This is a genomic window from Paenibacillus sp. J22P277 (assembly GCF_059383675.1).
This window is the reverse complement of sequence record NZ_JBXENS010000006.1, coordinates 431,809-457,663: the sequence shown is the minus strand read 5'-3', so window position 1 is coordinate 457,663 and position 25,855 is coordinate 431,809. Positions and strand designations below refer to the sequence as shown.

Genomic DNA, 25,855 nt, shown 5'->3' with positions numbered 1-25,855 from the left:
AGTGGACGTATGTTGATACGCAAGAAGATGCTGTCGCTTGGTCTCGCGATGCTCGTAGCGGCTTCCGTCATTATGCCCGGGATACAAGGCTCGAGCGTGTATGCGGAGGAACCCGGCGAGCCGATCGTTACGGAATCCGCGTCCCCATTCATTACGCGCAGCGGCGATCAGCTGATGGACGGCGATCGGGAGTTCCGGTTTATCTCGGCTAACGTGCCGACCCTGTCGATGGTAGAGGATATTTATTGGCGGACGCCAACCGCATGGGAGCAGGAGGATGCGTATAAGACGCTTGTCCAAATGGGCGGTACGGTGACCCGGCCGTACGTGCTGTCCGTGCGCAAGGCGGATGACCCCGCCGACATGGTGCGCCACATAATGGGCGTAGGCTCCGACGACAAATTGATTTTTAACGAAGAGGCGTTCGTGGCCTACGATAAGATGATTCAACTGGCCGGAGCGTACGGCATTCGCCTCATTCTCCCGTTCGTGGACCAATATCAATGGCAGGGCGGGATTGCCGAATATGCGGCTTTCCGCGGCAAAAGCAAGGATGCGTTCTGGACCGATCCGCAGCTGATCGCGGACTTTAAGTCGGTGATCGCGTATACGCTGAACCGGGTGAATACGTTCACCGGCGTTGCCTACAAGGATGATCCGACGATTCTCGCGTGGGAGACGGGCAACGAGCTGGTACCGCAGTCTTCGACCTGGACGCATGATATCGCGGCGTACATCAAAAGCCTCGACGGCCACCATCTCGTGCTGGACGGCAAATACGGCATCGACGACGCTTCCCTGACGGATGACGCGATCGATATCGTCTCCAACCACTACTATCCGGATCATTATCCGAGCTACGCCTCCCAAGTAAACATCGACAAGAATAAGGCAGCGGGCAAAAAACCGTTCATCGTGGGAGAATTCGGCTTCAAGCCAACGAACGAACTTGGCGCGTTTCTCGATAACGCGATCGAAAACGGCACCACCGGCGCGATGATCTGGAGCCTCCGTTACCATAGCCGGGACGGCGGCTTCTACCCGCACACCGAATCGACGTTTAACGGCGTTTTCTACGGGGCGTACCGCTGGCCGGGCTTCCCTTCGGGCGATGGCTTCGACGAGACCAATATGCTCAATACGCTGCGGGACAAAGCGTTCGAGATCCGCGGCATCGGCGAACCGCCGGCGTTGCAGAAGCCGGAAGCGCCCGTTATGCTGCCGGTTGATTCCGTATCCACGATCAGCTGGCTGGGCTCGGTTGGCGCTTCCGCTTACCGGGTCGAACGTTCGGACCAGCCGGACGGCGGCTGGACGGTCGTTGGGGAGAACGTGTATGACGCGGTACCCACGGAGTCCCAGTTGTTAGACGATACGACGGCAGTGACGGGCCAGTCCTATTACTACCGGGCAACGGCTAAGAATAGCGCCGGCGAATCCGTACCGTCGGCAATTGTTGGACCCGTTGCAGCGAAGCATGTCATTCAGGATGAAATGCGCAACTTCGGCAAGCTGTACAGCCATACTTCGGATCTGGAGATTGAAAGCCGCGATCCGGGCGCTTTCGGCGGGGATGTATCCCGGATCAAAGCGTTGGCAAGCGACAATCGGCAAAACGTGCAATATGCGATCCCGCTTCATGAAGACGGTACGCCGGTGAAGGTACTGTCCGTGAAGGTTGAAGGCTATGTCGCTTCGGGCAGCAGCGATCAAAACTTTCGCCTGTCTGCTTCGGCAGATGGCTCGGCGTTCGAGCCGGTCGATGCGGAAGCGTCCGAGTCGGGCAGCTCGTGGATACGGCGGGTGTACACGACCGGCGGGCTTGCGGACAGCGTGAAGGTGCTGAAGATCGACTACCCGGCTGCATCCGCCGCGGGGCAGCTGGGCAAGGTCGTTATTGAATACGAGCATGACGGCTCGGCGCTTACGTTCCCGGATTCCGTGCAGCAGGGCGGCATTACGGACGGGATACTGTCCGATGACTTGAACAACTTCCTCAAGATGGATTCGCATTCGGCTAATCTCGGTTTCTCGTCGGATACGCCGGAATATTTCGGCGGCGACGCGAAGCGGCTGTCCCGTACGTCCAATGAACACGAATGGTTTACGTACAAGGCGGACGGCGATATGAACTACTTCAAGTTCTACGAGTACGCCAGGCAGAACCCGGCCGATTACGTCCTGCCGGACTTCAAGTTCTACACGTCGGCAAACGGCACCGACTATACCGAATTCACGAAGGCGGTGAAGACGAGCAAGCTAGGCGAGGGCTACTGGGCCAAAACGGACTACATTGCCTATCAGCTGCCGGCAGGTACGCGGTACGTGAAGTTCGAATTTCCGGTCGTGCCGGAAAGCCATGGGGACCAGCGCTGGAATCCGCAAGTCGGCAGCCTGCAGATCGGCGTAGGCGGCGCCAAGCTGGATCCGCCGTCAGAAGTCGTAAAATCGGCGGTTATTGATGATTTCGAAGGCTATACGGGCTCGAACAACGCGCTGCGCACGGCTTACCAAGCGAATCCGGATGGCTCTCCGGTGACCTTGACGCTGGATACGGCAGGTAAGGTGAACGGAACCTATGCCATGAAGCTGGTTACCGATTTCAGCAAAGGCTGGGGCGGCATGGAGAAGGATTTGGCCGGCGCCGACTGGTCCGGTAATAGCGGCATTCAGCTGTGGGTAAACCCGGGGGGCAAGGAAATTGGACTCACGCTGCAGCTGACCGAAGGTATGGCTTCGCAAAATGAAGTGTGGAAGGCGGATACCCGCATAAGCGGCAATGAGCCGGTGCTGGTACAGCTGCCATTCCGCAATTTCTATATTCCGGACTGGTGGAAGAGCAGCCATGCCGGACAGGGCAACGGAACGGTCGATCTTAGCGGCGCTGCTTCGTTTGGCCTGTATTTTGACGGTCCGGCCGGCGATACGACTTTAGTCGTGGATGATATTAAGCTTTATCGTTCGCCGACCATCGATACGTTCGAAGGCTACGGCGGCGATAATGCGAAGCTGGCTGCGGGTTATGCGGTCAATTCGGACGGCGGTCCGATTACGTTGTCCCTGGATGCCGAGCATAAGAGCGAAGGCGAACAAGGGATGAAACTGGCCTACGATCTGACGAGCAAAGGATTCGGCGGCGTGACGAAGCCGCTTGGCGGCATCGATTGGACCGGCAACAACGGTATTCAGCTATGGCTGGAGCCGGACGGCCAGAAAAGAGGCCTGACGGTGCAAGTGAAGGAAACAAGCGGCGAGTATTGGGAGGCCAAGATCGCCACTTCCGGTTCGGCCGCGCAGACCGTCGGCGTTCCTTTCCATTTGTTCGCGATGCCAAGCTGGAGCGGCAAGGATAACGGGAAGCTCGATATCGGATCTATTGCGGAATTCTCCGTTTATGTGGACCGCGGAGCGGGAGAAGCCGGTACAGGCGCGATTTATCTGGACGATATCAAGGCCGCGAAGCTGAAGGATATCGATACGTTTGAATATTATCAAGGCAGCTCCTCGCTTGCCGCGGCGGCTTATGCGCGCAATACCAGCGGCGATATGATTGCGGCTTCCCTGGATTCGGCGTGGAAGAAGGACGGAAGCTATGCCTTGAAGCTGGACTATACCCTAACCGATGCCGTCGGCTATGCGGGCGTAAACAAAGCGCTTGGCGCCATGAATTGGTCGGAAGGCGGCAATGCCGTTCAATTTTGGATGCTTCCTGACGGCGCAAACCATGGATTGACCTTCCAATTCAAAGAGACCGACGGCGATATTTGGGAAGCGCAGGTAAGCATGGCAGGTACGGATGAACGGCTCGTGACCGTTCCGCTTGCCGGATTAACCCGTACCCCATGGTCTGCGGGGGATGGCGTCATGGACGTATCAAGCGTATCGGAATACTCGATTTACGTGAATAAAGGCGGCGGCTCCGCCGGATCGTATTCGGTTAGCCTGGATGACGTTGGGCTGACGACCATTCCGGTGATCGACAACTTCGATTATTATGACGGCCGGGAGTTAGTTGCCTTGCAGGCGTACGCTCGCAATCCTTGGGGCGGCAGCCTGACGATGACGCCGGATGCCGAGCATAAGGAAAGCGGACGTTTTGGCTTGAAGTATGAATACGCGTATCCGGATACGGCAACCAACTTTGCGGGAGCTACTAAGCTGCTGGGCCGATCCGATTGGAGCGGGGAGGACGGCATCCGGTTCTGGTATACGCCGGACGGTTCCGGCCGCAAGCTGGTCGTACAGTTCAAGGAGTCGGATGGCGAGACTTGGGAGTATTACGTGACGCTGTCCGGCACAGAGGCAGAAGTGCTGAAGATGCCGTTTGACCAATTTGTGCATGCGCCATGGAATACGGCAGGCAACGGCACGCTGGATCTGAACGCGATCTCGGAATTCTCGCTGTACGTGAATCAAGGGGACGGTGCGCTCGGCAGCGGTATCCTGTATTTTGACTCCATTGGTCTCTATCAGGGAGATACCGATCCTACTGATCCTGCGGATCCGACAGACCCGACCGGTCCAAGCGGGCCGACAAGTCCAGGTACGCCTCAAGATAAGACGGTTTGGGAAGTGACGGCCGACCAGCTCAAGCCTGCGGGGCAAGGTCCGGTTCAGTTGAACGCTCCGGCTGGCGTAACCACGTTGAAGCTGCCGCTTCAAGCGGGAGAGCTGTTGGGTAAAAACGGCCTGCAGATGAAGATTGGCGAGGCTGTTCTTACGGTAGGGGCAGATGCACTGAGCGCCGCTTCTCAATTGTTCGCCGCAAGCGGGCAGGGATCGGGAGGAAACCTGTATATCTCCTTGTCTGCAAGCGATCCCGCACAAACTCCCTCGACAACAAACGAGGAGTGGAAGACAGCTGGAACGGTTTACAATATCCAGGTTGGCGTATGGACGGCAGCCGGCAGCAAACAGCCTCTGACGAAGTGGGCATACCCTGTACTTCTGCAGCTCCCGGTAAACAAGGATCTGAATCCGAAACTTGCCGGCATTTATTTGGGCGGCACGGATGGTGAATGGACGTACGGCGGCGGCCGCACGGATAAGGAAGGAACGGTCATCCGGACGTTCATTACGCAGCTCGGCAGCTATGCGGTGCTGACCAGAGAGAAGCATTTTGCCGATGTTCCAGCCGGCTCGTGGGCAAGCGATGCCATTCAGCAGCTTGCAGCCCGGCAGCTTATTAACGGTACGGATGCGGAACATTTTACGCCGAACCGGGCGATTACGCGAGGAGAATTCGCTGTCATTTTGGCGAAGGCGCTGGAGCTTCCGACGGCGGATGATCAGCCATTTACGGATGTGCAGGCCGATGCTTATTATGCGGGGGCGGTTGCCGCAGCAGCGAAGGCCGGCTTGATTCATGGACGCGGCGCGAATACGTTTGCGCCTGACGACAAGATCAGCCGGGAAGAGATGGCGGCTCTGATCATCAGGGCGTACGAGTTGAAGCTTGGGAAAGTTGGCGCAGCCGGCGAACACCGCTATAACGACAACGCCGCGATTTCCGACTGGGCGCTGGAGGCGGTTAACAAAGCTTTTGCCTCCGGACTGATGAACGGTACCGGCAACGGCAGCTTCGCTCCGGATAAGGAAGGTACCCGTGCGGAAGCGGCTGTTGGCCTGGCTCGACTGCTCGATAGACTGCTGCAATGAAGAAGGATTAAAAGGCGCTGTTGGTATGGCGCTCAGATGGAAGAGAAGCCCAGCGGTTTTTTAAAGCGTTGGGTTTCTTTTTTTATTTTCCTGAGCGATTTGAAGAAAAGGCGATGGGAATTATTACCATATCGCAGACGTGAATCGTGACGTCTGAATTATGCAATTCTTCCACGACGAACATGATTAGCGGACGGGACGCCCGACGATGGTTCGTTATCGATCAAACGATCGCGAAATCGGCGCCGGCGTCGATTCACCGTGAAGGGATGGGTGGAGGTCACCGGCTCCACACGGGGGAGGGGACTGTGCGTCCTCTATTCGAATCGCTATCGGCTGCCCGCGGGTCTTTCGGTAACGCTGCACCTTCAATATGTGCCTGGCGCATATTTTTTTCCTAAGTAAGGGAACTTATGAAGAATAAGGAGGGGGCGCGATGGCGAGCAGATCACGTCAGAAAATGAACAATCCGCAAGCTGCCGTCGGCTTGAAGCCTGAATTCGATTATAACGGGCCGCTCAGCGCAGTGCTCTCCGACAGCGAGCCGAAGCTTCGGACCATATTTGATAAATGTGGGGACTGTAATTTCCATCGTTTTCAAATTGCCAAGACATGCGAGGCTTTGATCATAAGTTTGCCTGGACTGATCAATCATGAATATCTGGAGCAAGCTGTAATGAAACCGATGTTCGCCTTGGATGCGCTTGCGGAGAACGACCGCCTTGACATGGTGGCTTTTATGAGATATCGGGTACTTCATTCCCTTTCAATCGTTACTGCAGATACATACGAAGAGATAGTAAATGGGATTTTATCCGGCCGTACCGCCATTTTGTTCGAGGGCACCGCGCAGGCGCTCCTAATCGAGACAGGTTATCTTCATGATCGAACGATCGCGGAACCTACTTCTGAATTGACTCTGCGGGGCGCAAGAGAAGGATTTATCGAGAACATTCAAACCAATATGAGCATGATCAGACGAAAAGTCAAAAGCGAACGGCTGAAAATGGAATCCATCACGATTGGCGATATCACCAAAACGCAAGTCGAAATTGTTTATCTGTCCGGAATTGTAAATCCCAAGGTGCTTGATGACGTTAAACGCCGATTAACCGCCGTGAAGCTGGATAGCGTTCTGGAGAGCGGCTATCTTGAAGAATGGCTGGAGGATTCAGGGTGGTCTCCTTTTCCTCAAGTGCAGAATACGGAACGCCCCGACATATTCGTTGCTAATTTGCTCGAAGCGAAGGTCGGCATACTGGTCGACGGCACACCCTTTGCGCTGATCGTTCCTTTTGTATTCTGGGGCGGATTGCAGGCGGCAGAGGATTATTACGAGCGTTTCATCTATTCGACCTTAATACGCATTCTGCGTTTTGTACTGTTACTGCTTTCCTTGACCCTACCGTCCATCTACGTGGCGATTACGACCTTTCATCCGCAAATGATGCCGACGGATCTGCTTCTTAGCTTCGCATCGGCAGTCGAACCCAGCCCTTTTCCAGCGTTAATAGAGGCATTGCTCATGGAGTTTCTATTTGAAGTGCTGCGAGAAGCAGGCGTACGACTTCCGAAACAAGTCGGTTCCGCCATCAGCATCGTCGGAGCACTTGTTATTGGACAAGCTGCTGTTCAAGCGGGCATCATTTCCGCTCCGATGGTCATCGTCGTATCGCTTACCGGAATCGCCTCATTTGCGATTCCGCGTTACAGCTTTGGCATCGCGTTTCGAATTCTGCGCTTCCCGCTGTTGTTAGTATCCGGCATGTTTGGCCTCCTCGGTCTTTCCATTGGCTTAATGATCATTCTCATTCATTTGGTCAATTTGGAGTCCTTTGGCGTCCCATACCTCAGTCCGGTCGCGCCGGCAAGCATGCAAAATATGAATGATGTCGTCGTCCGTGTTCCGCGGCGTTTCCTGCGCGAGTTGCCTTCTTCCATCGCAGGACGGAGAATTTGGCGCTATCGCCAGTCCAAGAAATGAGCCGCGTACGAACTGATCGATTAAGGAGCGGCCTTATGATTCGATCATTAACGATTTTGCTGACATGCTTAGTCATGTTTCCGCTTGCGGGCTGCTGGAGCAAGCATGAACTGACGGAAGTCGGCCTTATTATGGGTTGGGGAATGGATTTGGACCAGAATGGAACCTATATCGGGTCGGCACAAATTGCGATTCCGTCTCAGATTAGTTTGGACCAAGCAGGAGGCGGGCAAGGATCACATTCCTTTGTAACCATCAGTGGGCAGGGTAGAGATGTTCTGGAATCCGTGGACGATATTCAGCGGAAAACGTCCCGCTTTCTGTTCGCCGGCCACAGGCAAAATATATTTATCGGCGAAAAGCTGGCTCGCAACGGGCTGAGTGAAGTTATCGACGAATATACTCGCAATCCCAACGTTCGGGTACGAACCGATATGTTCATCGTCAAAAATGGCACCGCCAAGGATATTCTAAGCGTAGATCAGCCCTTCGAACGCGAACCTGCGCAGGAGTTCAGCAGAATTTTTTGGGCAATCGGCGGGCCCAGGTTAAAAACCCTCCTCGAGCTGCTGCAGGATGCTGGCGAAGAGGGCAGCTGCGTTTCGATTCCGGCATTCACTTCTGATGACAAGTCGGAAAATTACCGGTTGTACAAATGGGTCGGCGAAGGCGTTTTCAATAATAATGTACAATTAATCGGCTATTTGAACGAGAAGGAGTCGCAGCTGCGGATGTGGATCCAGAATCAGCAGCAGGACAAATTCGCCTACACCATTCCTGTGAAGTCAGGAGGTGCAGTCGCCAGCATGGACATTCAACATTTGCGAGGCCACATTATAAGCACAGTCATCGATGGACAGCCTGACTTCCGCATTACACTGGCAGGCGAAGCCTTTCTTCGAGAGAATAACTCCAAGGTCAATCTCGGTGCCAATGACGAATTAGAGAAGCTGGAACGTACGCTGAATCTGAGCATCAAGAGCGATGCCGAAAAAATGATCAAGCGGGTCCAAGAAAATTTTCATTCGGATGTGCTTCATTTCGGCAGACAGCTTCATCGAGAACATCCCTACGTTTGGAAGCGAATGAAGAACAATTGGGACGCCACCTATTTCTCGCGTGCCAAGGTTAGGGTGGAGGCACACGTGGTCCTTTCTAAAATCGGTTTGACAGGCACCCCCGTACATCTCGAACGAAGGCAGGTCATTCCATGAAACCCGACTACTCCATGACGACCAATCAGGTAATCTGGCTGCTGGCTACAATGAATTTCGGGACGACTGTGCTGGCAAGCTTTACCGAGATTATTACATCGGCTAAGCAGGATGCCTGGATCTCGGTTATCTTATCGGGAGCGGGGGCGCTTCTTCCTGCATTCGTCGCTCTAAGCCTCGCCTATTTCTTCCCGGACAAGACGCTTGGTGAATTCAGCCAAATCCTTCTGGGAAAATGGGGCGGCAAACTAATCATACTCGTTTACATCATGATGCTGCTGCTGACGATTCCTCAAATTTTGAGGCAAAGCGTCGATTTTGTAACGATTGCTCTGCTTTCGGATACACCGGATTGGGTCGTGAGCGCATTGATCTGCCTTCCCTGCTTGTACTTGGCATTAAGCGGAATTAAGGCCATTGTCCGATGCAGTGAGATTATCGGGCCAATTGTATATGCACTCGTAATCCTTTTGCTCGTCGTGCTGATCAAGGACGTCAATTTTCACAACCTGCAGCCGATTTACGCCGATACAGGAGCATTGAAGATTATGAGGGGATCGCTCGGGATGATGAGTTATCTATGCGAATCCGTTCTGTTACTCTTGCTGCCGCCGTTTATGGGAGACTCCGCCAAGAAAAAGAGGCGTGGATTTATATCCGGCATTCTGATTTCCTGGCTGTTCCTCTCCTTGTTCTTACTTTTTGTGCTGCTGATATTCGGTCCCGACCTTTCCAGCAAAATGTGGTATCCAGCTTATGCAGCGATAAGGCATATAGCGATCGGAGGTTTTATCGAGCGTGTCGATCCGATTGGCGTACTAATCTGGATGTTTTGCATGGTCATTAAATTATCTTTCTTTGTTTTTTTGACTTCTTATAACCTGTCTAAATGGCTTCAAAGGAAAGAGTGGAAAGGCAATGTGTGGGTTATCATCGCGGTTGGCTTTGTAGGTTCGCTCGTTCCGCATAATATTATCAGCACGCTCAAACGCTTTTCTGAGGAGGTTTGGATACCGTGGTTCTTCCCAATTTATTTGGTTCTCATTCCCCTTATGCTGTGGATTGCGGCGATTGTTAAACGGCGCAGAATTCCGAACCCTGGGAAATGATGAAATGCAATTCTAGGGTGGGCGATAGAGACGCGCCGACCCTAAAATAAGTCTCTTTATACTCAATAAAGTCCGGATCGTACGGCCGTTACTCGATTTCAGTTTTAAGCATGATAATTAATCCGGCAAGTGTCGAGTTCCACCAGATCGCCGCCCTATTCGTTAAGCAGGGATCCATTAAGGAGTATCCTGATTGTTCTAATGAAGAGAATCAAAAGAACAATATTTAAAAAGACAAAAATAACGCCAGAAATGCCGATTAACAGCCAGGAATGGACGAACGCTGCATATTGTAGAGCGGCATTGCTGAGCGCAGACAGAGGAAAACTGATCCCCCACCAGGCAACGCCAAACGGAATGGATTTTTTGAATACTTTGAAATACAACACAATGAACAAGAACAATCCAAAGTAAAACAGGATAGAAGCGAATTGATCAATGCGGTGCTCGAATTTCGTATAGCCCAGAAAGCCAACCTCAAAAGGCGCGATCATGATAATCATGGAGGGCATTGATCCTACATGCAGTGGAGCATGATGAACTAATCTCGACAAGATCAAGGTAAGGAAAAACAAAGCAACGACACCGCCAATCGCTAAGGCCAACAGATTAATTTCATGAGCCCAAGCAAACGGCATAGTCCCGCCGGCTACCGCAATATCAATGGTCCCTACCCCAGGAATCAGCCAGACAGGAACGGCGTGACTCAGATCGTAATTTCCGTTCAATAAGCGAGTAACAATAATAATACTAAATATGAACGTCGCTACAGTTCCGATTATCCAAATAACCTGCCCCAATAATTGACTGTAGATTCCAAGCACGGACGATAACAAAAGAATAGCGATCGTGATTGTACCGAAAGAATTTGCTGTGATGGGATGTATAAATTCGTCTCTGACTTTATGGGGGTATCGAACCCATTTTGAAAGATAACTTATGCTTAAAACGACAAATATAAGGACTGCAAACATCCCAATGATATCAGCAATTACAAGGGAACTACCGAATAACATATTCGATTGGCGCCAAGCTAATGCCAGACCGGAAATTCCCATAACCACTGCAAACAGATTAACGGGTAAAAATTGAATTGAACCGATTCCTTTTTGTTTCTGTATGGGAGCCATATCGTGCATGAAATACGTCACTCTTTCTATCATGATTTTGACGTGCTCATATGGTGAAGCTGTTTTCAATTCTCCGTAATTGTTGATGGGTACTCTGTTGATAAACTCTGCTTTATTTGTACCGCTTCTTTTCTTTTTTTGAACTGATGGTATGCTGCGGAGATACACATCAAAGCGCCTGTTGTTACAAAAACGCCAATTGGAAACCACCAACTCGCCCAAGCCAAAGAAATAAGAGGCATCAACGAAACACCAAATGCAACAGGAACAGAAGTTTTAAACAAATTACAAAGAATGATTGTAAGCAGGACATTTATAACGCCAACCCAAATAATTGAACCTGCCAACAAGTGATAAATTCCCACTGAAAGGATTGCCGTTATCGTCAATACTGCTATACGGACAGGAATCAATTTCCAAGTGAATTTTCCATTATGAAAGATCTCGAAAATGAGGGCAAACAGAGGCGGGACTAACAAAACTTCTGCTTTTGTTGTTAAGGCCAGTCCAATCCAAAGGGCTAAAATAATGGTGACGATAATCGTATCCGTTTTTTTTCGAAAACTGCCCGTTCTTTCAGACCGCTTATCTTTATTTCTCAATTTGAAGGCGGCCAACATAATCACAAACGTAAAGATTCCTGTGGAAATTACGAAAACAAAGTTATGAAGGTCTAAATAGATCGGCAGTATTGTAGCCGGGATTGTCGGCGAAAAATTGACTCGAAATACATGCATGAGAATGACCACAATCACAAGAGCAAGCCACATTTTCATCAGAGGCGTTAGGGACAACTCGTTTAAAACAGTACCTAACAATGCACCCAAGGTTGATGAAAGCCAAAGATGAGAGGGCTTCTTAATCCAATTTTCTACCGAAAACACAACAATCCCCATTGCCATACCGGCTATTTCTGGAAATAAAATATCCCTTTGTTTTAGTACTACACTACCAACAAGCATAATAATGACCAACAAATAAGCTGAAAAAAAACGTTTGGATTTTAACATGCTCCACGACATATCAAGTTCTCCTTTTCGTGACCAAAATTGATCGGATTAGATACGGGTTTATTGGTTATCTTGGATCTTCATCTTGCCATCCTATCTTTGAACTTGCATAGTTTTCCTCCCCTTTTTCTTGGATATAACTATGAATGGTGATAGAAAATCTGAACGCCCTATGATCATGCTTACGTTGAAGGTTATGTTATCATAGGCGTATATATTTTAGTTATGATAAGATTCAATATCAGGTATTTCGATATTCGATAGCTGAAAAGCGGGCGGAATGACGGACACAGGAACAGTGCGCGCCCGGGGTTGCAGCCAGAAAGACTTGCGTCAATCGAGTGAAAGCTGCGGCGTTGTGTTTGACGGAGAGGGGGTGAATTTAGAGCGGGCACTGCGGTTCGACCAGCCTTTCCTTTTCGAGTCAATGAATCATGAGATATCCGGGGCAATTGGAAAGTCGAAATTGGGCAAACTAAAGCCGGAAGCATCGCTTCCGGCAGAATCGATATATTTATGAACATGCAGGTGCATCATGCCCGGCTTGTAATATCCCCTTCAATACGACTAGAAAAGAAATCTAGTACATGAGACTTAAATAACTCTGCTGGTACAGATAAAACTCTTCCTTTATTGATAATAAGTCCGTGAGATGAATACATCGCCGGACCAAGAGGTAATGTTTTAAGTTCGCCGGTTTGAATTTCTTTTTTTACCGCTACTTCCGGAATTAATGCAAATCCAATATCACATTTTACAGCTTGTTTTATCATTTCAATACTTGGAATCTCGATTGCATTACTGATACCGATTCCAGCTTCCTGTAAAACTTGGTGAGTGTGAGTATGATATAAACAATTGTTACCAAAACTGAGCACTGTTTCACCATTTAATACACGTAGACCATTAGATTCAACCTTCTCAGCCAATAAATTCGATGCAATAAAAATTAACTTTTCCTGTATTAATGGATAAAAGTCAATATCATTACGAAGCGGATTACGAGGAAGAAATCCAAAGTCAACAGCATGCTGCAAAACTTGATCGAGAATGTCCTGATCAAATCCCGGTTCTACTCTAAATTTCACTTTCGGAAAGTCATTATTGAATACTTGCAAAGTATGGGACATGCGTGTTACAAAAAAAGATTCATGCATACTTAGATGTACGGTTCCTTGCGGTTGATTCAATTCATTCATCGCTTCCTCCAGGGACAACCCTAAATGAATAAATTGGTAAGCGAACTTCGCGAGCTTCAATCCAGCCTCTGATGGCCTTACCCCTCTTGATAATCGATGAAATAGTGTTTGCCCACACCCTTGTTCAAGCTGCTGAATATGGGTGGTTACAGTTGATTGAACATAGCCTAGTTTTTCTGCGGCCTTACTAAAGCTCTTTTCTTCAATGACTGCAATGAATGTTTTAAAATATCGTCCTTCCATTACCTCCATCATAACTATGATGACCTCCAATGATATCGAAAATCGAAATGGCTATAATTGATTTTTTTCATAACTCGAATCTCTCGTTACATGATAACATAATTTCAGCTGTTGGAATGGAATTTCGAGTATTTAGTAACTGTCCAAATGTATTGAAATTCACTAATTATTTTGGGCCACCTGGCTTCGAAAGGATGACGTAAAATGGTGGATGAACATAAGGCAAAAGCAAATGCGTTTAAAAGAATGCACACGGGTTCGAATCTTCTGATTCTCCCTAATGCTTGGGATGTTGGATCGGCACAAGCGATGCAGAAATGCGGTTTTGAAGCGATTGGCACAACAAGTGCCGGCATTGCGTTTTCGAAGGGATTTCCCGATGGGGAGCGCATCCCATTCGAGGATATGCTGTCCTCGGTTCGAGCGATCGTACAATCCGTTAAAGTTCCTGTTACAGTTGACATGGAGAATGGATATTCGAACGAACCGGCCATCGTTGAAGAAAATATGAGGCGATTGCTTGGAACTGGCGCGGTAGGAATTAATTTGGAAGACGGCTGCCTCATATAGAGTTAGTAGATGTGTCTGAACAAGCAAAGAAGATCGAAGCGGTGAAACGCGCGGCGATTGCGGAAGACATTCCTTTGTTTATCAACGCAAGGATAGACACCTACTGGCTTAAGAATCTAGAAACAACAGATCGATTTAGCGAAACCGTCTCAAGGGCCAAAGTCTATATCGAAGCGGGTGCAGATGGTATATTTGTGCCTAGCATCAGCGACCCGTCCTTAATGGCTCAATTCGTTGCCGCGATCCGCGCACCGCTTAATGTACTAGCAGGGGATCAAACACCGACCGCACATGAAGTTGCTGCATTAGGTGTCTCAAGGCTCAGTATCGGATCGGGACTGTACCGTGCAATGATTTCTTATGTACAAAAGATTTGTCTGGAACTTAAACGCGAAGGGACTATTAGTGCAGATCTGAAAAACGCTATCGCTTATCAGGATGTAAACGACGAGCTTACTCGTTAAGTTCGTAAGAACGGGATAATTGGTCATGAACCGAGCGATTTGAAATAAAGGCGATAGCTTACACGACGAAATTGTCATAGCTCTCGGGACATTGGGAACTATTCGAAAGCCTGTCGCAGATGGCATTAAAGCAACCGATACAGCTTTCCTAATTAAATTGAGTCTGCTTCTGGCGGAGGAATGGAGTATGTTTCAGAACTGTGCTGTTATTGGCGAGTGGATCCTATTTTATCGATTCTTAGATCTTTTGGTCGAACGGATTCAACCCTTCCAGGGATGTCCAATAGAAGATGCTGCCAGCATCTTCTTTTTTTATGTCCAAAGAGGAGGCAATTCGAATGATGATAAAAAAGGTCTCGATCCAACTGAACCAAAAGCCGTTATGCGGCGGCTATGCCCTCATAGAGAAGGATGGCAAATTGGACACCATCTACTTTGATGTCGTAAAAACTTATCCGCTCAAGGTCATTGTTGAGGGTCGTGGAAAGCAGGTGGCGGAGAACGATGCGGATATGTACGAGGCGGAGCTGCTGGATCTCTTCCTGAAGCAAGCCGTTCCCGTGAAACCCGGTATTGCTGCGCCCCGTGACGACCAAGCAAAACAGAAATCGATCGGTGGCCATTTGAAAAAATCAACTGCGCAAAAAGAGGTCTGCTTGCTGCTGAATCTCGGCGGATTCGAATCCCGGATGGCCGAGAATCTCGAAATCGCCCAAAGGCTCGGACGAGTTCTCTACTCCTTGACCGGTGATGGTCTTGTTAAGGTGGAGAAGGGAGCCCACATCATTCCTGTCAATGTCCTGTCGCTTTCGCCGGCACAACTTCTCGTTTGGTCCTCCTTGGTCAACGAGCAGCTGCAAGCGGAAGATTTCGGGCCCGATGAAACAATTATTCTTTGCGCCGGAAAGAAGTATCGCGGCTCTCTTCCCATCGGCACCGCCATCGCCCATGGCATCAGCTTGGGGGCCTAACGATGTGGCATGCCTGGTTACCTGTCCCGCTTTTCGATTGTTAAATGCCTCCACGCAACTTTCCAACATATGTCAGCGTTTAACTTTACATGGAACGCATATCGGATTGAACCGCAAAATAAGCACTGGAGGTTATTAATGTGATGAAAATGAACATTTACCGTCTTATTTTGTTTCCAATACTTTTCCTTATGCTAGTTCCGTTTACTTCGGTAAAGGTAAGTGCTGCCCCAACGACTGTTTATGGAACAGTTGTAATTGACGGAGTATACATGGATTTTACGAACATGCCAGTTGTCGTAAATGGTAACATCATGCTTCCATTTCGGGATATTTTTAATGTTTTAGGTATGGAAGTAAGTTGGAATAACGATAAAAAAGTAGTCACGGGAAAAAAAGACCATTTGGTAATAACGCTGGGATTAAATCAGTACGGGACGGTTAATGGTATGCGTTTTCCATTGAATCAAGCCCCTTTTATAACTGGTAATGGCGTACTGTATGTGAATGTAAGGTTCATCAGTGAGGCTTCCGGGGCATCGGTAAACTGGGATAATAACAAAAAAGCAGCGATGATTACAACCTCGGGCACACAGCTCAAAGGGCTGACGGAGAAAGAGATTTCAGCTTTTGATTTGCTGCGTGCGGACTGGTCGAAAAAACAAATGGACAGCCTTGGTTTGAAAAAAGAAGTCTTCGATCAAGCCGGAGAAACCAAATATTCAAATGAAATTGTTACATATACCTATTTCGATTTTTATCATGCCGCCACTCCAGCTGCGATAGATATCCATGGAGACCATGAAGGACCTAGAGGTATTCGAATAGGCGATACTTTCGAACATGTCATGTCCTTATTTCCTCACTATAAAGATTGGCGAACAAACAATGAAGGACTATTTTATGGAAAGGTTAATCCGTATAAAGGATACTCTATCGGGCTGACCGGTTTCGTTAATACGTATGACGAGCTGAAGGAGATTACGTTATGTTCGGATAACAGCTATCCATTTTTAAGAATCTTTTTTAAAGACGATCTCGTGACGCACTATACTTTCTTTTTGATTAATGCTGATTAAATGATTGCTGAAGAAGGAGAGATTAAATATGTTTCTCAATGCCACGACAAAAAGATATTGACGCCATAGGGGCAACTTGTTAATATAAATCCATATAATTCTATCGGAATTATACACTATCTACTTATCATTGTTGACCGGCCAACCGGAGATTCGCTTATTTATTGGCAAAGTCCTATTTCTGAGCATCTGCATGGAATAGGAAATGATGCGTAGATAAAAATCGAACCGGTTCCATTATTGCATTTTTGTTTCAAGATGCTGCGAATTTTTTAACGGATACTCAAGAACCTATTCATAATCAACTTATATCGAACGGCTATTATGTTCATGTGGAGGAATTCGTAATGAAGAGATGGCTTCCGATTTCAATTGCAGCAGTACTCGCTATGGGGATGATCGCAGGTTGCGGGAATTCGAACGACAACACGGCAAATTCCGTTAATGCAGGAAACACGAGTAATACGGCGACATCGTCCGAACCGGCTTCCGATAAGACCGATCTATCAAAGAAACTGGACATCGATATTTTGACCATCAGCTATGGCGGCGCGAATTGGTCGAATGACAGCGCGATTGCCCAGTTTCTGAACGAGAAATTCAATGTCAACCTGAAATTCCAGGCGATTTCGCAGGACAATTACGAAGAGAAGCTGAACGTGCTGGCCGCCGCCGGCAACTTCCCCGACGCCTTCCTGGTACAGAAGGCGGACTTCTTGAAATGGCGGGACAAAGGCGTGTTCCTTGATTTGGCTCCCGTCATCGACCAGTACCCTAACTTGACGCAATATTTGGGCGGTAAAGAATCGCTGCAATTCATGAATCCGCCAGGAAAGATTTACGGTCTTCCCTATTATCAAATCGAGACGCAAACCTCCTTTGGCATCCGCAAAGACTGGCTGGATAAGCTCGGATTGCAGATGCCGACGACGATTGACGAGTTCTACGACGTAACCAAGGCCTTCGCCACGCAGGATCCGGACGGAGACGGCAAGGCCGATACGTATGGCTTCTCGGCTTCCCTGGTTCAGAATAAGACGGATTTCAAACATATCGATCCGATCAAAGCGGCCTTTGGCCTGGTTAACAACTGGGGCGTGAAGGACGGCCAGCTGATCAGTTGGCACGCGCAAACCCAAGAGCTCGAGGATTTCGCGGCCTTCTTAAATAAGGCGTACAAGGAAGGCGTGCTGGACAAGGACTTCGCAATCAACAAAGTAAAGGATCCGCAGGACAAGTACGAGTCGGCTGGCAAGGTCGGCATCGATGATGTCGTGCCGAACAGTTTCTATCAATCGATCGTCCCGAAGCTGAAGAAAGTCGATCCGAACGCGGAGACCGTACAGCTGCTGCCGCCGAAGGGACCGTCGGGCTTGCAGGGAACATCGACGAACTCCATTACGCAGAAGATTGTAATCAACGCCAAGATCGATAAGGAAAAGCAGGACCGTCTGCTCCAGATGTTTAATTACTTCTTATCCGACGAAGGCGACGTTCTGACAAAAAGCGGCGTCGAAGGGGCCGACTATAAGAAGGACGGCGACAAGTACGTTAAGCTGGATGCCTTCGACCAGGACGGTGCCAATCTAATCTCCACGCTGCTGCTTCGGCGATTCGATCTGCATACCCAAATCCATCTGTGGGACGATCCAACGACGGTTAGCAATGTCGATCAATGGTTCAAGAACAATGAACCGTTCAAATGGGCGGACGCGGCGGCGGGGCTGGAATCGCCGACGGCGACCAAAGTGGGGACGACCATCGACCAGAAGTTTATGGCAACGCTGATCAAAGTCATCATGGGCGATCAGCCGATCAACGACATCGAGCAGGCGGTGGCGCAGTGGAAAAAGGACGGCGGCGATCAAATGACGAAGGAATATAATGACGCTTACCAAGCATCGCGGAAATAACGCCTCAGAGGAGGAACGACATGAGGATGGAAACAAAGGGGGAAGCAGTCGAGCCGACTGCTTCTTCATATGTCGCAAGATCGAGAAGCTCCTCGGCTTGGATACGGGGGATCCCGATTTATGTGATGATTTTGCCGGGTTTTCTGTTTTTCGTCATCTTCCGGTACATTCCGATGGGCGGTCTTGTGATCGCCTTCCAAGAGTACGATCCGTTTCTAGGATTTCTGGATAGTCCATGGACCGGATTGGACAATTTCCATCGGCTGCTGACAGATCCGGACTTATGGATGTTGCTGCGCAACACGCTGATCTTGAGCGGGTTGAATTTAATTTTGTTCTTCCCCGCACCCATCCTGCTCGCCATCCTGTTAAGCGAGGTCAGCAGGGCATGGTTCCGCAAAAGCGTGCAAACGATCATCTATATGCCCCACTTCCTGTCCTGGGTCGTCGTCGTCAACATCACGGTCGTGCTGCTCGCCACGCAGGACGGCGGCATCAACAATTTGCTTGAGAGCATTGGCTACCACCGGATTGAATTTTTGACGGATTCGCACTATTTCCGCGCCTTGTACGTGCTGCAAAATATTTGGAAAGAATCCGGCTGGAGCGCGATCATCTTTCTGGCGGCGCTGGCCGGCGTCAATCCGATGCTGTACGAAGCTGCCGTGGTCGATGGCGCCAACCGCTGGAAACAGGTATGGCACATAACGCTGCCGGCGCTGAAATCGACCGTGATCGTCTTGTTTATTCTCCGGCTCGGCCAGGTGCTGGATCTCGGTTTCGAGCATATTCTGCTGATCCAGAATCCGGTCAATTTAGGCGTGGCCGACGTCTTCGATACGTATGTGTACCGCAATGGCGTGCTGCAAGGCAATTTCAGCTATTCGACGACCGTAGGCGTATTCAAGTCGGCCATCGGGCTTGTGTTGATCATCCTGGCGAATCGGTTGGCCAAGGTGTTCGGTCAAGAGGGGGTTTACTAGGATGAGAAGCTTCAATGCCCGCGGAAGCCAACCGGCCTTTACGGTACTGACGATCGGCATTCTGCTGATCAGCATGTTGGTCGTCCTGTTCCCCTTCCTATACGTGGTCACGACTTCGTTCGCTCCGAGAGAAGAGATTCTGTCACGGGGATTTTTCATCCTTCCCCATCGCTGGACGATCAATGCGTACGGCTATCTCATGAGCAATCGCCAATTCATGACCTCTTTCCTGAATGCCGTTCACATCACCGTCATTGGGACGATCGTCAACATGTCGTTCACCTCGCTGATGGCTTACGGCCTGTCCAAGAGGTGGCTGAAGGGCCGCAAAGCGCTTAATTTGATGGTGCTGTTCACGATGCTGTTCGGCGGCGGTATCATTCCGACCTATCTCGTCGTCAAGAGCCTGCATCTTATCGATAGCTACTGGTCGCTCTATCTGACCGGCGCGATCGCGCCGTTCCATCTGATCGTGATGCGCAGCTTCTTCCAGAACATACCGCTCGAGCTGGAAGAGGCGGCGCGCATGGACGGCTGCGGCGAATGGCGGTTGTTCGGGCGCATCGTTCTGCCTCTATCACTGCCGGCGGTCGCTACATTCACGTTGTTCTATGCCGTACAGAACTGGAATGCTTATTTTAACGCGGTATTGTATTTGAACGATTCCGACAAATGGCCTTTGCAGGTGTTCCTGCGTCAGATGATGAATGAAGCCAATGACAGCATGGAGAACGTATCGGGCGCGTTCGAATACAGTCCCAGCGTGAAAATGGCGGCGATCGTCATTGCAGCGCTGCCGTTGATCGCGGTGTATCCGTTTCTACAGAAATATTTCAACAAAGGGATGTTGATGGGATCGGTGAAGGGATAACGGCGAGAAGAGGAAACAGGCAGACGAAGCGGACGATTCTGAATTAAAGGAAGGTACCATTCTAATGGCCATTCAAGAAGATTATATCGAGCGGGTATACGCGGGCTGGCTTGCCAAGGTGATCGGCGTCAGACACGGCGGCAACATCGAGAATTGGACGTATGAGCGGATTGAACGCGCGTTCGGCGAGATCACCGGCTATTTGCACGATTTCAAAAATTTCGCCGCGGACGACGACACGAACGGGCCGCTTTTTTTCTTGCGGGCGCTCGAGGACTACGCGTGCAGTACGGCCATTACGGCGGAGCAGATCGGTCTGACCTGGCTAAACTACGCGCCGGACGGACATGGCTTCTATTGGTGGGGAGGCTATGGCAAGTCCACGGAGCACACGGCATACCTGAATTTGAAAAACGGTATCATGGCACCTCGCTCAGGCTCCATAGAGCAGAACGGCGTCGCCGTTGCCGAGCAGATCGGCGGCCAGATCTTCATTGATACGTGGGGGCTGATCGCCCCGGGACGGCCGGAGCTGGCTGCGCAGTTCGCGGACAAGAGCGCCTCCATATCGCATGATGGGAACGGCAAATTCGGCGGCATGTTTATCGCCGCGTGCATTGCCGCCGCCTTTGCCGAACAGGACATCGAGCGAATCATCGAGAGCGGTCTGTCGGTCATTCCCGAGGATTGCGAATATGCGCATGCGACGCGCGCGGTCATCGAATTCTACAAAGCGAATCCGGATAACTGGCGGGACGCGTTCCACTTCATCAAGGAAAAATACGGCTATGACAAGTATCCGGGGCACTGCCACATCATCCCGAACTCGGCCGTGATGATCTTGTCGCTGTTGTACGGCGAAGGCGACTTCTCGCGGACGATCAACATTTGCAACATGTGCGGCTGGGATACGGACTGCAATGTGGGCAACGTGGCGACGATCATGGGCGTGCGCGGAGGAATCGACGCGATCGGCGATGAGTGGAGGCGCCCGATCAACGACTTTCTTTGCTGCTCAAGCGTCATCGGTTCGCTGAACATTCTCGATATCCCATGGTGCGCTGCCTATATCGCTCGAATCGGCTACAGGCTTCAGGGCGAGCAGCCGCCGGGCAAATGGGCTGGCATTCTCGCGGATCAAGGGACCAGATTTCACTTCGAATATCCGGGTTCAACGCACGCGTTCCGGTTGGAGCATAATGACCCCCTGCCGGTAACGGGTTGGATCGAGAACACGACGGAGGCGTCGGCTTCCGGCGACAGGTCGCTGAAGGTCGCGTTCGACAGCGTGCAAGGCGGCTGCGCGTACCGGGTATTTCACCAAACTTACTATCGTCCGCACGACTTCAACGACAGCCGTTACGATCCGGGCTTCTCGCCGATTCTCTATCCCGGTCAGACAATGGATGCCCGGGTGCTGCTGCCGGGACCGACCGATCAGCGGGTTCAAGCCCGCCTCTATATCAAAGACGGCAACGAAAGCACCTATTATTACGGGGAAGCCGCGCAGTTGACCGCCGGTCGCTGGACGCCCCTGCGCTTCTCCATCCCGTTCCTGAACGGAGCCTGTCTGGAGCAAGCAGGCGTCGAGCTCATCCCGCTGGACGGCAAGGGAGCGCACGGACCGAGTCTTGTCGTCTACATCGACGATGTCGCGTTCGGCGGTAAGCCGGACTATGCGGTCGACTTCTCCAGAGAACGGCTGGAGAAGTGGAACGGGCTGCACATCGAGGTCAGCCAGATGACGTATCTGCGTGGGATCTGGACGCTGGAAGATGGCGAGCTCAGCGGAAGCTACTTCGGAGAATCGGCGGAATGTTATACCGGCCAGCTGTCGTGGGACGATTATTCGTTCGAAGCCGTCGTCGTGCCAAAGCTGGGCGGGCACCACCGGATCAATTTTCGCGTGCAGGGCGGCATCCGTTCTTACGCGGTCGGATTTGCGCCGGACGGCACGCTTGCGCTTTACAAGAATGACAACGGCTATCGCGTATTGAGCCAGTGCGCCTTTGAGTGGCAAACCGGGAAGGCCGCAACCGTCACGGTGCTTGCGAAGGGCAACCATTTTCAAATCGCGGTGGACGGCGCGATTCTCCTTGACTATATCGACGAAGATCGTCCCTACTTGTCCGGCATGGTCGGATTCTCGAATGCGGAAGGCAGCCGCACGCATTATCGGAGCTTCTCGGTCTCCGGTCAATAATTAGCCCAGAGGAGGTTTAGTAGTATGAGCCAGTCTAAACAGCCTAATATCGTTGTCATCTGCAGCGACCAGCATCATCCTCTCGTAAGCGGCTACCGCGAACATCCCTTTATCCAGACGCCGAATCTCGACGCGCTGGCCGCGGACGGCGCTCATTTCACGAGCGCGTACAGCAACTGTCCCGTCTGCACGCCGAGCCGGATGAGCTTCATCACGGGCAAATATCCGAATCAGATCGACAGCTGGTTCCTGGGCTGCCCGCTCGATCGCGAGGAGATGACTTGGTCGCGCAAGCTGGACGAGGCGGGCATAACGTCCGCCATGTTCGGCAAGATGGACTTTTGCGGCGACTACCAGGACGGCGGCTTTAGCGAATACAAGATTATCAAGAAGAGGCCTTCGTTCAAGCCGTACCCGCGCACGACGCCGCTTTATTCTCGGTTGGAAGGACATGTGCGGACGGACAAGCGGCAGAACATTCTGAACGCGGGCGTGCGCGAGGATATCATCACGGACGGAGATACGGGTTATAACCAGGATCTCGGCTTCTATGACCACGACCGGGTCGTCACCGATTGGGCGATCGACTTTATCGGGCGCAAGAGCAAGAGCGAAATAGACGATGGCGATCGGAAGCCGTGGGCCATGTATGTCGGTCTCATGTTTCCGCACTGGCCCTATAAAGTCCCGCAGCGGTATTACGATCTCTACTACCCGGACAAGGTGGTCATGCCGCATGACGCGCTGTTCCCGAACGACGGCCTGCATCCGCAAGTACGCAACATGCAAAACGCGCTCGGCCTCGGACAGCTGACTGAACCTGAACTGCGCAACGTCATCGCCGCCTACTACGGGATGATTACGGCGCTGGACGACAATATCGGGCGGATCATCGCCGAGCTGAAGAAGCAGGGCCTGTACGATGACACCTATATCATCTACATGTCGGATCACGGCGAAAATTTGGGTGAGCATGGTCTGTTCTACAAGCAGTGCAGTTACGACGGCTCGGTCGGCGTGCCGCTGATCGTTAAGGGGCCTGGTCTGCCCCGCGGTCAGCGCATCGATCAGCCTGTGACTTTGGTCGATCTCTATCCGACGATTATGGAGATCGCCGGGTTGGAGACGGAGGCGGACCGCCCGGGAAACAGCTGGCTTCCGCTTCTTCGGGGCGGCGAGCAGCCGGATCGTCCCGACTATGCCTTCTCCGAATATCACGGCAACTTCTTCAAACAGGATTGGTACATGCTGGTCAAGGACGGCTTCAAGTACACGTTCTACGTGAACGACCGCCCGTCGCTGTTTAACCTGAAGGAGGATCCCAAGGAGATGCGCGATCTGGCCGAGGACGAGCGGTACCGCGATCTGCTTCATCGGATGGAGGCCTTGCTGCGGGAGATCGTCGATCCGGAGGCGGTGTCGCTGCGGGCGAAGCGCGATTTGGGCTTGATCGGCCGGAACGGCGAGGATTATACGTTGACGATGACCGATCCCGAATGCAAGGAATTGATTAAGCAAGGCGCGTTCGAAGACGAGTTGGAATTCCCGCAATGGGAAGGCGCGCCCGGTATCTGGTCGAAGGAGGAACGATGAGCGATGAGCCGAAAACCGAATCTGCTCCTTATCATGTGCGATCAATTGCGCTACGACGTGCTGGGTTGCTACGGCAACGAGCTTGTAAAAACGCCGAATATCGACCGGCTGGCCCGGATGGGGGTCGTCTTCGACCAGGCTTATAGCCAGACGCCTGTTTGCGTGCCTGCGCGGCACGGGTTGATCTCCGGGCTGAATCCGTTCGAAATCGGTCTGCTCAAGAACGAAGGCTTGTCCAGGGAGATCGAAGCTCCGCTGCCGCAGCTGATCCGCCAGCAGGGCTACCACACGTGCGCGGTCGGGAAAATGCATTTTCACCCGGCGCGCCGACATTACGGCTTCAACCGTATGCTGCTGTCGGAGGAGGTCCCGTCCCACTTCGACGACGACGAATATCTGCAGTTTCTGCGGGCGCAAGGCTACGGCCATGTTATCGAACCGCACGGCAAACGAAGCGAGCTTTATTACGTTCCGCAAATCTCCGAGCTGCCTGAGCATCTGCATACGAGCGCTTGGACGGCGGATACGACATGCCGAGTCATCCGTCAGAACCGCAACCGGCCGTTTTTCCTGTTTTCCTCGTTCATCAAGCCGCATCCGCCGTTCGACCCGTGCGTTCCCTACGATACGATGTACGCGCCGGATCAGGTGCCTCCTCCCAAGCGCCGGGAGCATGAACGGATGTCCGACGACGCATGGGTCGACGTCATGAACGACTACAAAGTGAACGGTATCGATAGCCTCAGCCGCGAGGACGAGCTGAAGATGCGGGCTTATTATTACGGCTGCGTATCCCAAATGGACAAGCAGATCGGCAAAATTCTAGATACGCTGGAGTCATGCGGCCTGATCGACGACACGCTGATCGTGTTTACGGCGGATCACGGAGAGATGCTGGGCGACCATTATTCGTACGGCAAGCGCACCTATTACGAGATGTCCGCCAAAGTGCCGCTGATCATCAGTTGGCCGGGGGCGCTTCCCCAGGGAGAGCGGCGGGATCAGCTTGCTTTGCTGCAGGATATTTACGCCACCTTCATCAGCGCTGCCGGCGGAAAGGTGCCGGCTGCTTCCTCTGGCGTGGATTTGCTGCCTGCAGCCGGACGGCAGGAGCGGGGCACTCGCGAGAAAATATTTGCGGAGATCGGCAGAGGCCGGTTGTTCAAGACGATGCTGCGCTGGGATCGGTACAAATACATCTACCATGCCAACGGCGGCAAGGAGAACCTGTTCGATCTGCTGGCGGATCCGGACGAGTTCAACGACATCTCGGCGCAGCATGCGGAGCTCTGCCGCGACTGCCGGGAGCAGATGAAGGCGTATTATAGTGGTTACGGACTAGAGGAAGCGCTTGATGGCGACCGCCTGGTGCGCTACGACGAGACTGAACATGTACCCCGAGGCTATCTCAATCAATCGCCCAAATGGCCGTCGACGGTTATCGCGGAAATGAAATAGCGCCGGTAGCGACAGATTTGAGCCATGGTCCAGTCAATCGCAAGGCCATCGGTTTAATTATCCGTTGTAACCTGTTCAGCGAACTGTTATTCTTTCTGGTATGTAAATATTAGGATGGTTCAAGGCCGTCTGGCGTTATGAACATCCATTAGCAATAACGCCTATTAGCGATAAAGATTTCAACAAAGGGATGCCGATACTAA

The 25,855-nt window shown here is 51.3% G+C and carries 17 protein-coding genes; 14 read left to right on the top strand and 3 right to left on the bottom strand.

Annotated features, from left to right (window positions below; genetic code table 11):
* The first annotated feature begins 9 nt into the window (after positions 1-9).
* The 4 genes from AC50YL_RS22770 to AC50YL_RS22755 all read left to right on the top strand — a co-directional run bounded on the left by AC50YL_RS22770 (position 10) and on the right by AC50YL_RS22755 (position 9,965).
* Positions 10-5,658: an S-layer homology domain-containing protein gene (locus tag AC50YL_RS22770; RefSeq protein ID WP_494834934.1), complete on the top strand. Its 5,649-nt coding sequence runs from the start codon at positions 10-12 to the stop codon at positions 5,656-5,658.
* Between the two features lie 436 nt (positions 5,659-6,094).
* Positions 6,095-7,642 (top strand): spore germination protein, encoded by a 1,548-nt coding sequence (locus AC50YL_RS22765; protein WP_494834933.1) that lies wholly within the window; start codon positions 6,095-6,097, stop codon positions 7,640-7,642.
* A 35-nt stretch (positions 7,643-7,677) separates the two neighbouring features.
* Entirely contained in the window at positions 7,678-8,856 is a 1,179-nt protein-coding gene (locus tag AC50YL_RS22760; RefSeq protein ID WP_494834932.1) for a Ger(x)C family spore germination protein, read from the top strand.
* On the top strand, positions 8,853-9,965 hold the full coding sequence (locus AC50YL_RS22755; protein ID WP_494834931.1) for a GerAB/ArcD/ProY family transporter: 1,113 nt from the start codon (positions 8,853-8,855) through the stop codon (positions 9,963-9,965). Before AC50YL_RS22760 ends, AC50YL_RS22755 begins: the two co-directional genes overlap by 4 nt.
* A gap of 155 nt (positions 9,966-10,120) precedes the next feature.
* On the opposite strand, the gene AC50YL_RS22750 is transcribed toward AC50YL_RS22755, so the two are convergent.
* From AC50YL_RS22750 to AC50YL_RS22740, 3 genes are all read right to left on the bottom strand, one after another.
* A complete protein-coding gene (locus AC50YL_RS22750; protein ID WP_494834930.1) occupies positions 10,121-11,128 on the bottom strand; it encodes an SLAC1 anion channel family protein in 1,008 nt (335 codons plus the stop codon).
* Positions 11,129-11,160: 32 nt separating this feature from the next.
* The gene (locus tag AC50YL_RS22745; RefSeq protein WP_494834929.1) at positions 11,161-12,117 is read right to left on the bottom strand and encodes a hypothetical protein; all 957 of its coding nucleotides are present in this window, start codon (positions 12,115-12,117) and stop codon (positions 11,161-11,163) included.
* A gap of 521 nt (positions 12,118-12,638) precedes the next feature.
* On the bottom strand, positions 12,639-13,559 hold the full coding sequence (locus AC50YL_RS22740) for a LysR family transcriptional regulator (protein WP_494834928.1): 921 nt from the start codon (positions 13,557-13,559) through the stop codon (positions 12,639-12,641).
* Between the two features lie 192 nt (positions 13,560-13,751).
* Between AC50YL_RS22740 and AC50YL_RS22735 the strand changes: the two genes are divergently transcribed.
* From AC50YL_RS22735 to AC50YL_RS22690, 10 genes are all read left to right on the top strand, one after another.
* Positions 13,752-14,117 (top strand): isocitrate lyase/PEP mutase family protein, encoded by a 366-nt coding sequence (locus AC50YL_RS22735; RefSeq protein WP_494834927.1) that lies wholly within the window; start codon positions 13,752-13,754, stop codon positions 14,115-14,117.
* Between the two features lie 11 nt (positions 14,118-14,128).
* Complete coding sequence (locus tag AC50YL_RS22730; RefSeq protein ID WP_494834925.1) at positions 14,129-14,581, top strand: isocitrate lyase/phosphoenolpyruvate mutase family protein; 453 nt, start codon at positions 14,129-14,131, stop codon at positions 14,579-14,581.
* Positions 14,582-14,919: 338 nt separating this feature from the next.
* Complete coding sequence (locus tag AC50YL_RS22725; RefSeq protein ID WP_494834924.1) at positions 14,920-15,552, top strand: hypothetical protein; 633 nt, start codon at positions 14,920-14,922, stop codon at positions 15,550-15,552.
* A gap of 143 nt (positions 15,553-15,695) precedes the next feature.
* The gene (locus AC50YL_RS22720; protein WP_494834923.1) at positions 15,696-16,631 is read left to right on the top strand and encodes a copper amine oxidase N-terminal domain-containing protein; all 936 of its coding nucleotides are present in this window, start codon (positions 15,696-15,698) and stop codon (positions 16,629-16,631) included.
* 347 nt (positions 16,632-16,978) lie between these two features.
* Complete coding sequence (locus AC50YL_RS22715) at positions 16,979-18,544, top strand: extracellular solute-binding protein (RefSeq protein WP_494834922.1); 1,566 nt, start codon at positions 16,979-16,981, stop codon at positions 18,542-18,544.
* A gap of 20 nt (positions 18,545-18,564) precedes the next feature.
* Positions 18,565-19,527: an ABC transporter permease gene (locus AC50YL_RS22710; RefSeq protein WP_494834921.1), complete on the top strand. Its 963-nt coding sequence runs from the start codon at positions 18,565-18,567 to the stop codon at positions 19,525-19,527.
* Position 19,528: 1 nt separating this feature from the next.
* Positions 19,529-20,398, top strand: a complete 870-nt coding sequence (locus AC50YL_RS22705) for a carbohydrate ABC transporter permease (RefSeq protein ID WP_494834920.1) — start codon at positions 19,529-19,531, stop codon at positions 20,396-20,398.
* A gap of 64 nt (positions 20,399-20,462) precedes the next feature.
* Positions 20,463-22,601 carry an ADP-ribosylglycohydrolase family protein gene (locus AC50YL_RS22700; RefSeq protein ID WP_494834919.1) on the top strand — a complete coding sequence of 713 codons (2,139 nt, stop codon included), beginning with the start codon at positions 20,463-20,465 and terminating at the stop codon, positions 22,599-22,601.
* A 24-nt stretch (positions 22,602-22,625) separates the two neighbouring features.
* Complete coding sequence (locus AC50YL_RS22695) at positions 22,626-24,194, top strand: sulfatase-like hydrolase/transferase (RefSeq protein ID WP_494834918.1); 1,569 nt, start codon at positions 22,626-22,628, stop codon at positions 24,192-24,194.
* A 3-nt stretch (positions 24,195-24,197) separates the two neighbouring features.
* Positions 24,198-25,652, top strand: a complete 1,455-nt coding sequence (locus AC50YL_RS22690; RefSeq protein ID WP_494834917.1) for a sulfatase family protein — start codon at positions 24,198-24,200, stop codon at positions 25,650-25,652.
* The last annotated feature ends 203 nt before the right edge of the window (positions 25,653-25,855 follow it).

Coding starts and splice junctions, on each gene's coding strand:
- AC50YL_RS22770 (WP_494834934.1), top strand. CDS start 10: ATGTTGATACGCAAGAAGATGCTGTCGCTTGGTCTCGCGATGCTCGTA.
- AC50YL_RS22765 (WP_494834933.1), top strand. CDS start 6,095: ATGGCGAGCAGATCACGTCAGAAAATGAACAATCCGCAAGCTGCCGTC.
- AC50YL_RS22760 (WP_494834932.1), top strand. CDS start 7,678: ATGATTCGATCATTAACGATTTTGCTGACATGCTTAGTCATGTTTCCG.
- AC50YL_RS22755 (WP_494834931.1), top strand. CDS start 8,853: ATGAAACCCGACTACTCCATGACGACCAATCAGGTAATCTGGCTGCTG.
- AC50YL_RS22750 (WP_494834930.1), bottom strand. CDS start 11,128: ATGATAGAAAGAGTGACGTATTTCATGCACGATATGGCTCCCATACAG.
- AC50YL_RS22745 (WP_494834929.1), bottom strand. CDS start 12,117: ATGTCGTGGAGCATGTTAAAATCCAAACGTTTTTTTTCAGCTTATTTG.
- AC50YL_RS22740 (WP_494834928.1), bottom strand. CDS start 13,559: ATGATGGAGGTAATGGAAGGACGATATTTTAAAACATTCATTGCAGTC.
- AC50YL_RS22735 (WP_494834927.1), top strand. CDS start 13,752: ATGGTGGATGAACATAAGGCAAAAGCAAATGCGTTTAAAAGAATGCAC.
- AC50YL_RS22725 (WP_494834924.1), top strand. CDS start 14,920: ATGATGATAAAAAAGGTCTCGATCCAACTGAACCAAAAGCCGTTATGC.
- AC50YL_RS22720 (WP_494834923.1), top strand. CDS start 15,696: ATGAAAATGAACATTTACCGTCTTATTTTGTTTCCAATACTTTTCCTT.
- AC50YL_RS22715 (WP_494834922.1), top strand. CDS start 16,979: ATGAAGAGATGGCTTCCGATTTCAATTGCAGCAGTACTCGCTATGGGG.
- AC50YL_RS22710 (WP_494834921.1), top strand. CDS start 18,565: ATGAGGATGGAAACAAAGGGGGAAGCAGTCGAGCCGACTGCTTCTTCA.
- AC50YL_RS22705 (WP_494834920.1), top strand. CDS start 19,529: ATGAGAAGCTTCAATGCCCGCGGAAGCCAACCGGCCTTTACGGTACTG.
- AC50YL_RS22700 (WP_494834919.1), top strand. CDS start 20,463: ATGGCCATTCAAGAAGATTATATCGAGCGGGTATACGCGGGCTGGCTT.
- AC50YL_RS22695 (WP_494834918.1), top strand. CDS start 22,626: ATGAGCCAGTCTAAACAGCCTAATATCGTTGTCATCTGCAGCGACCAG.
- AC50YL_RS22690 (WP_494834917.1), top strand. CDS start 24,198: ATGAGCCGAAAACCGAATCTGCTCCTTATCATGTGCGATCAATTGCGC.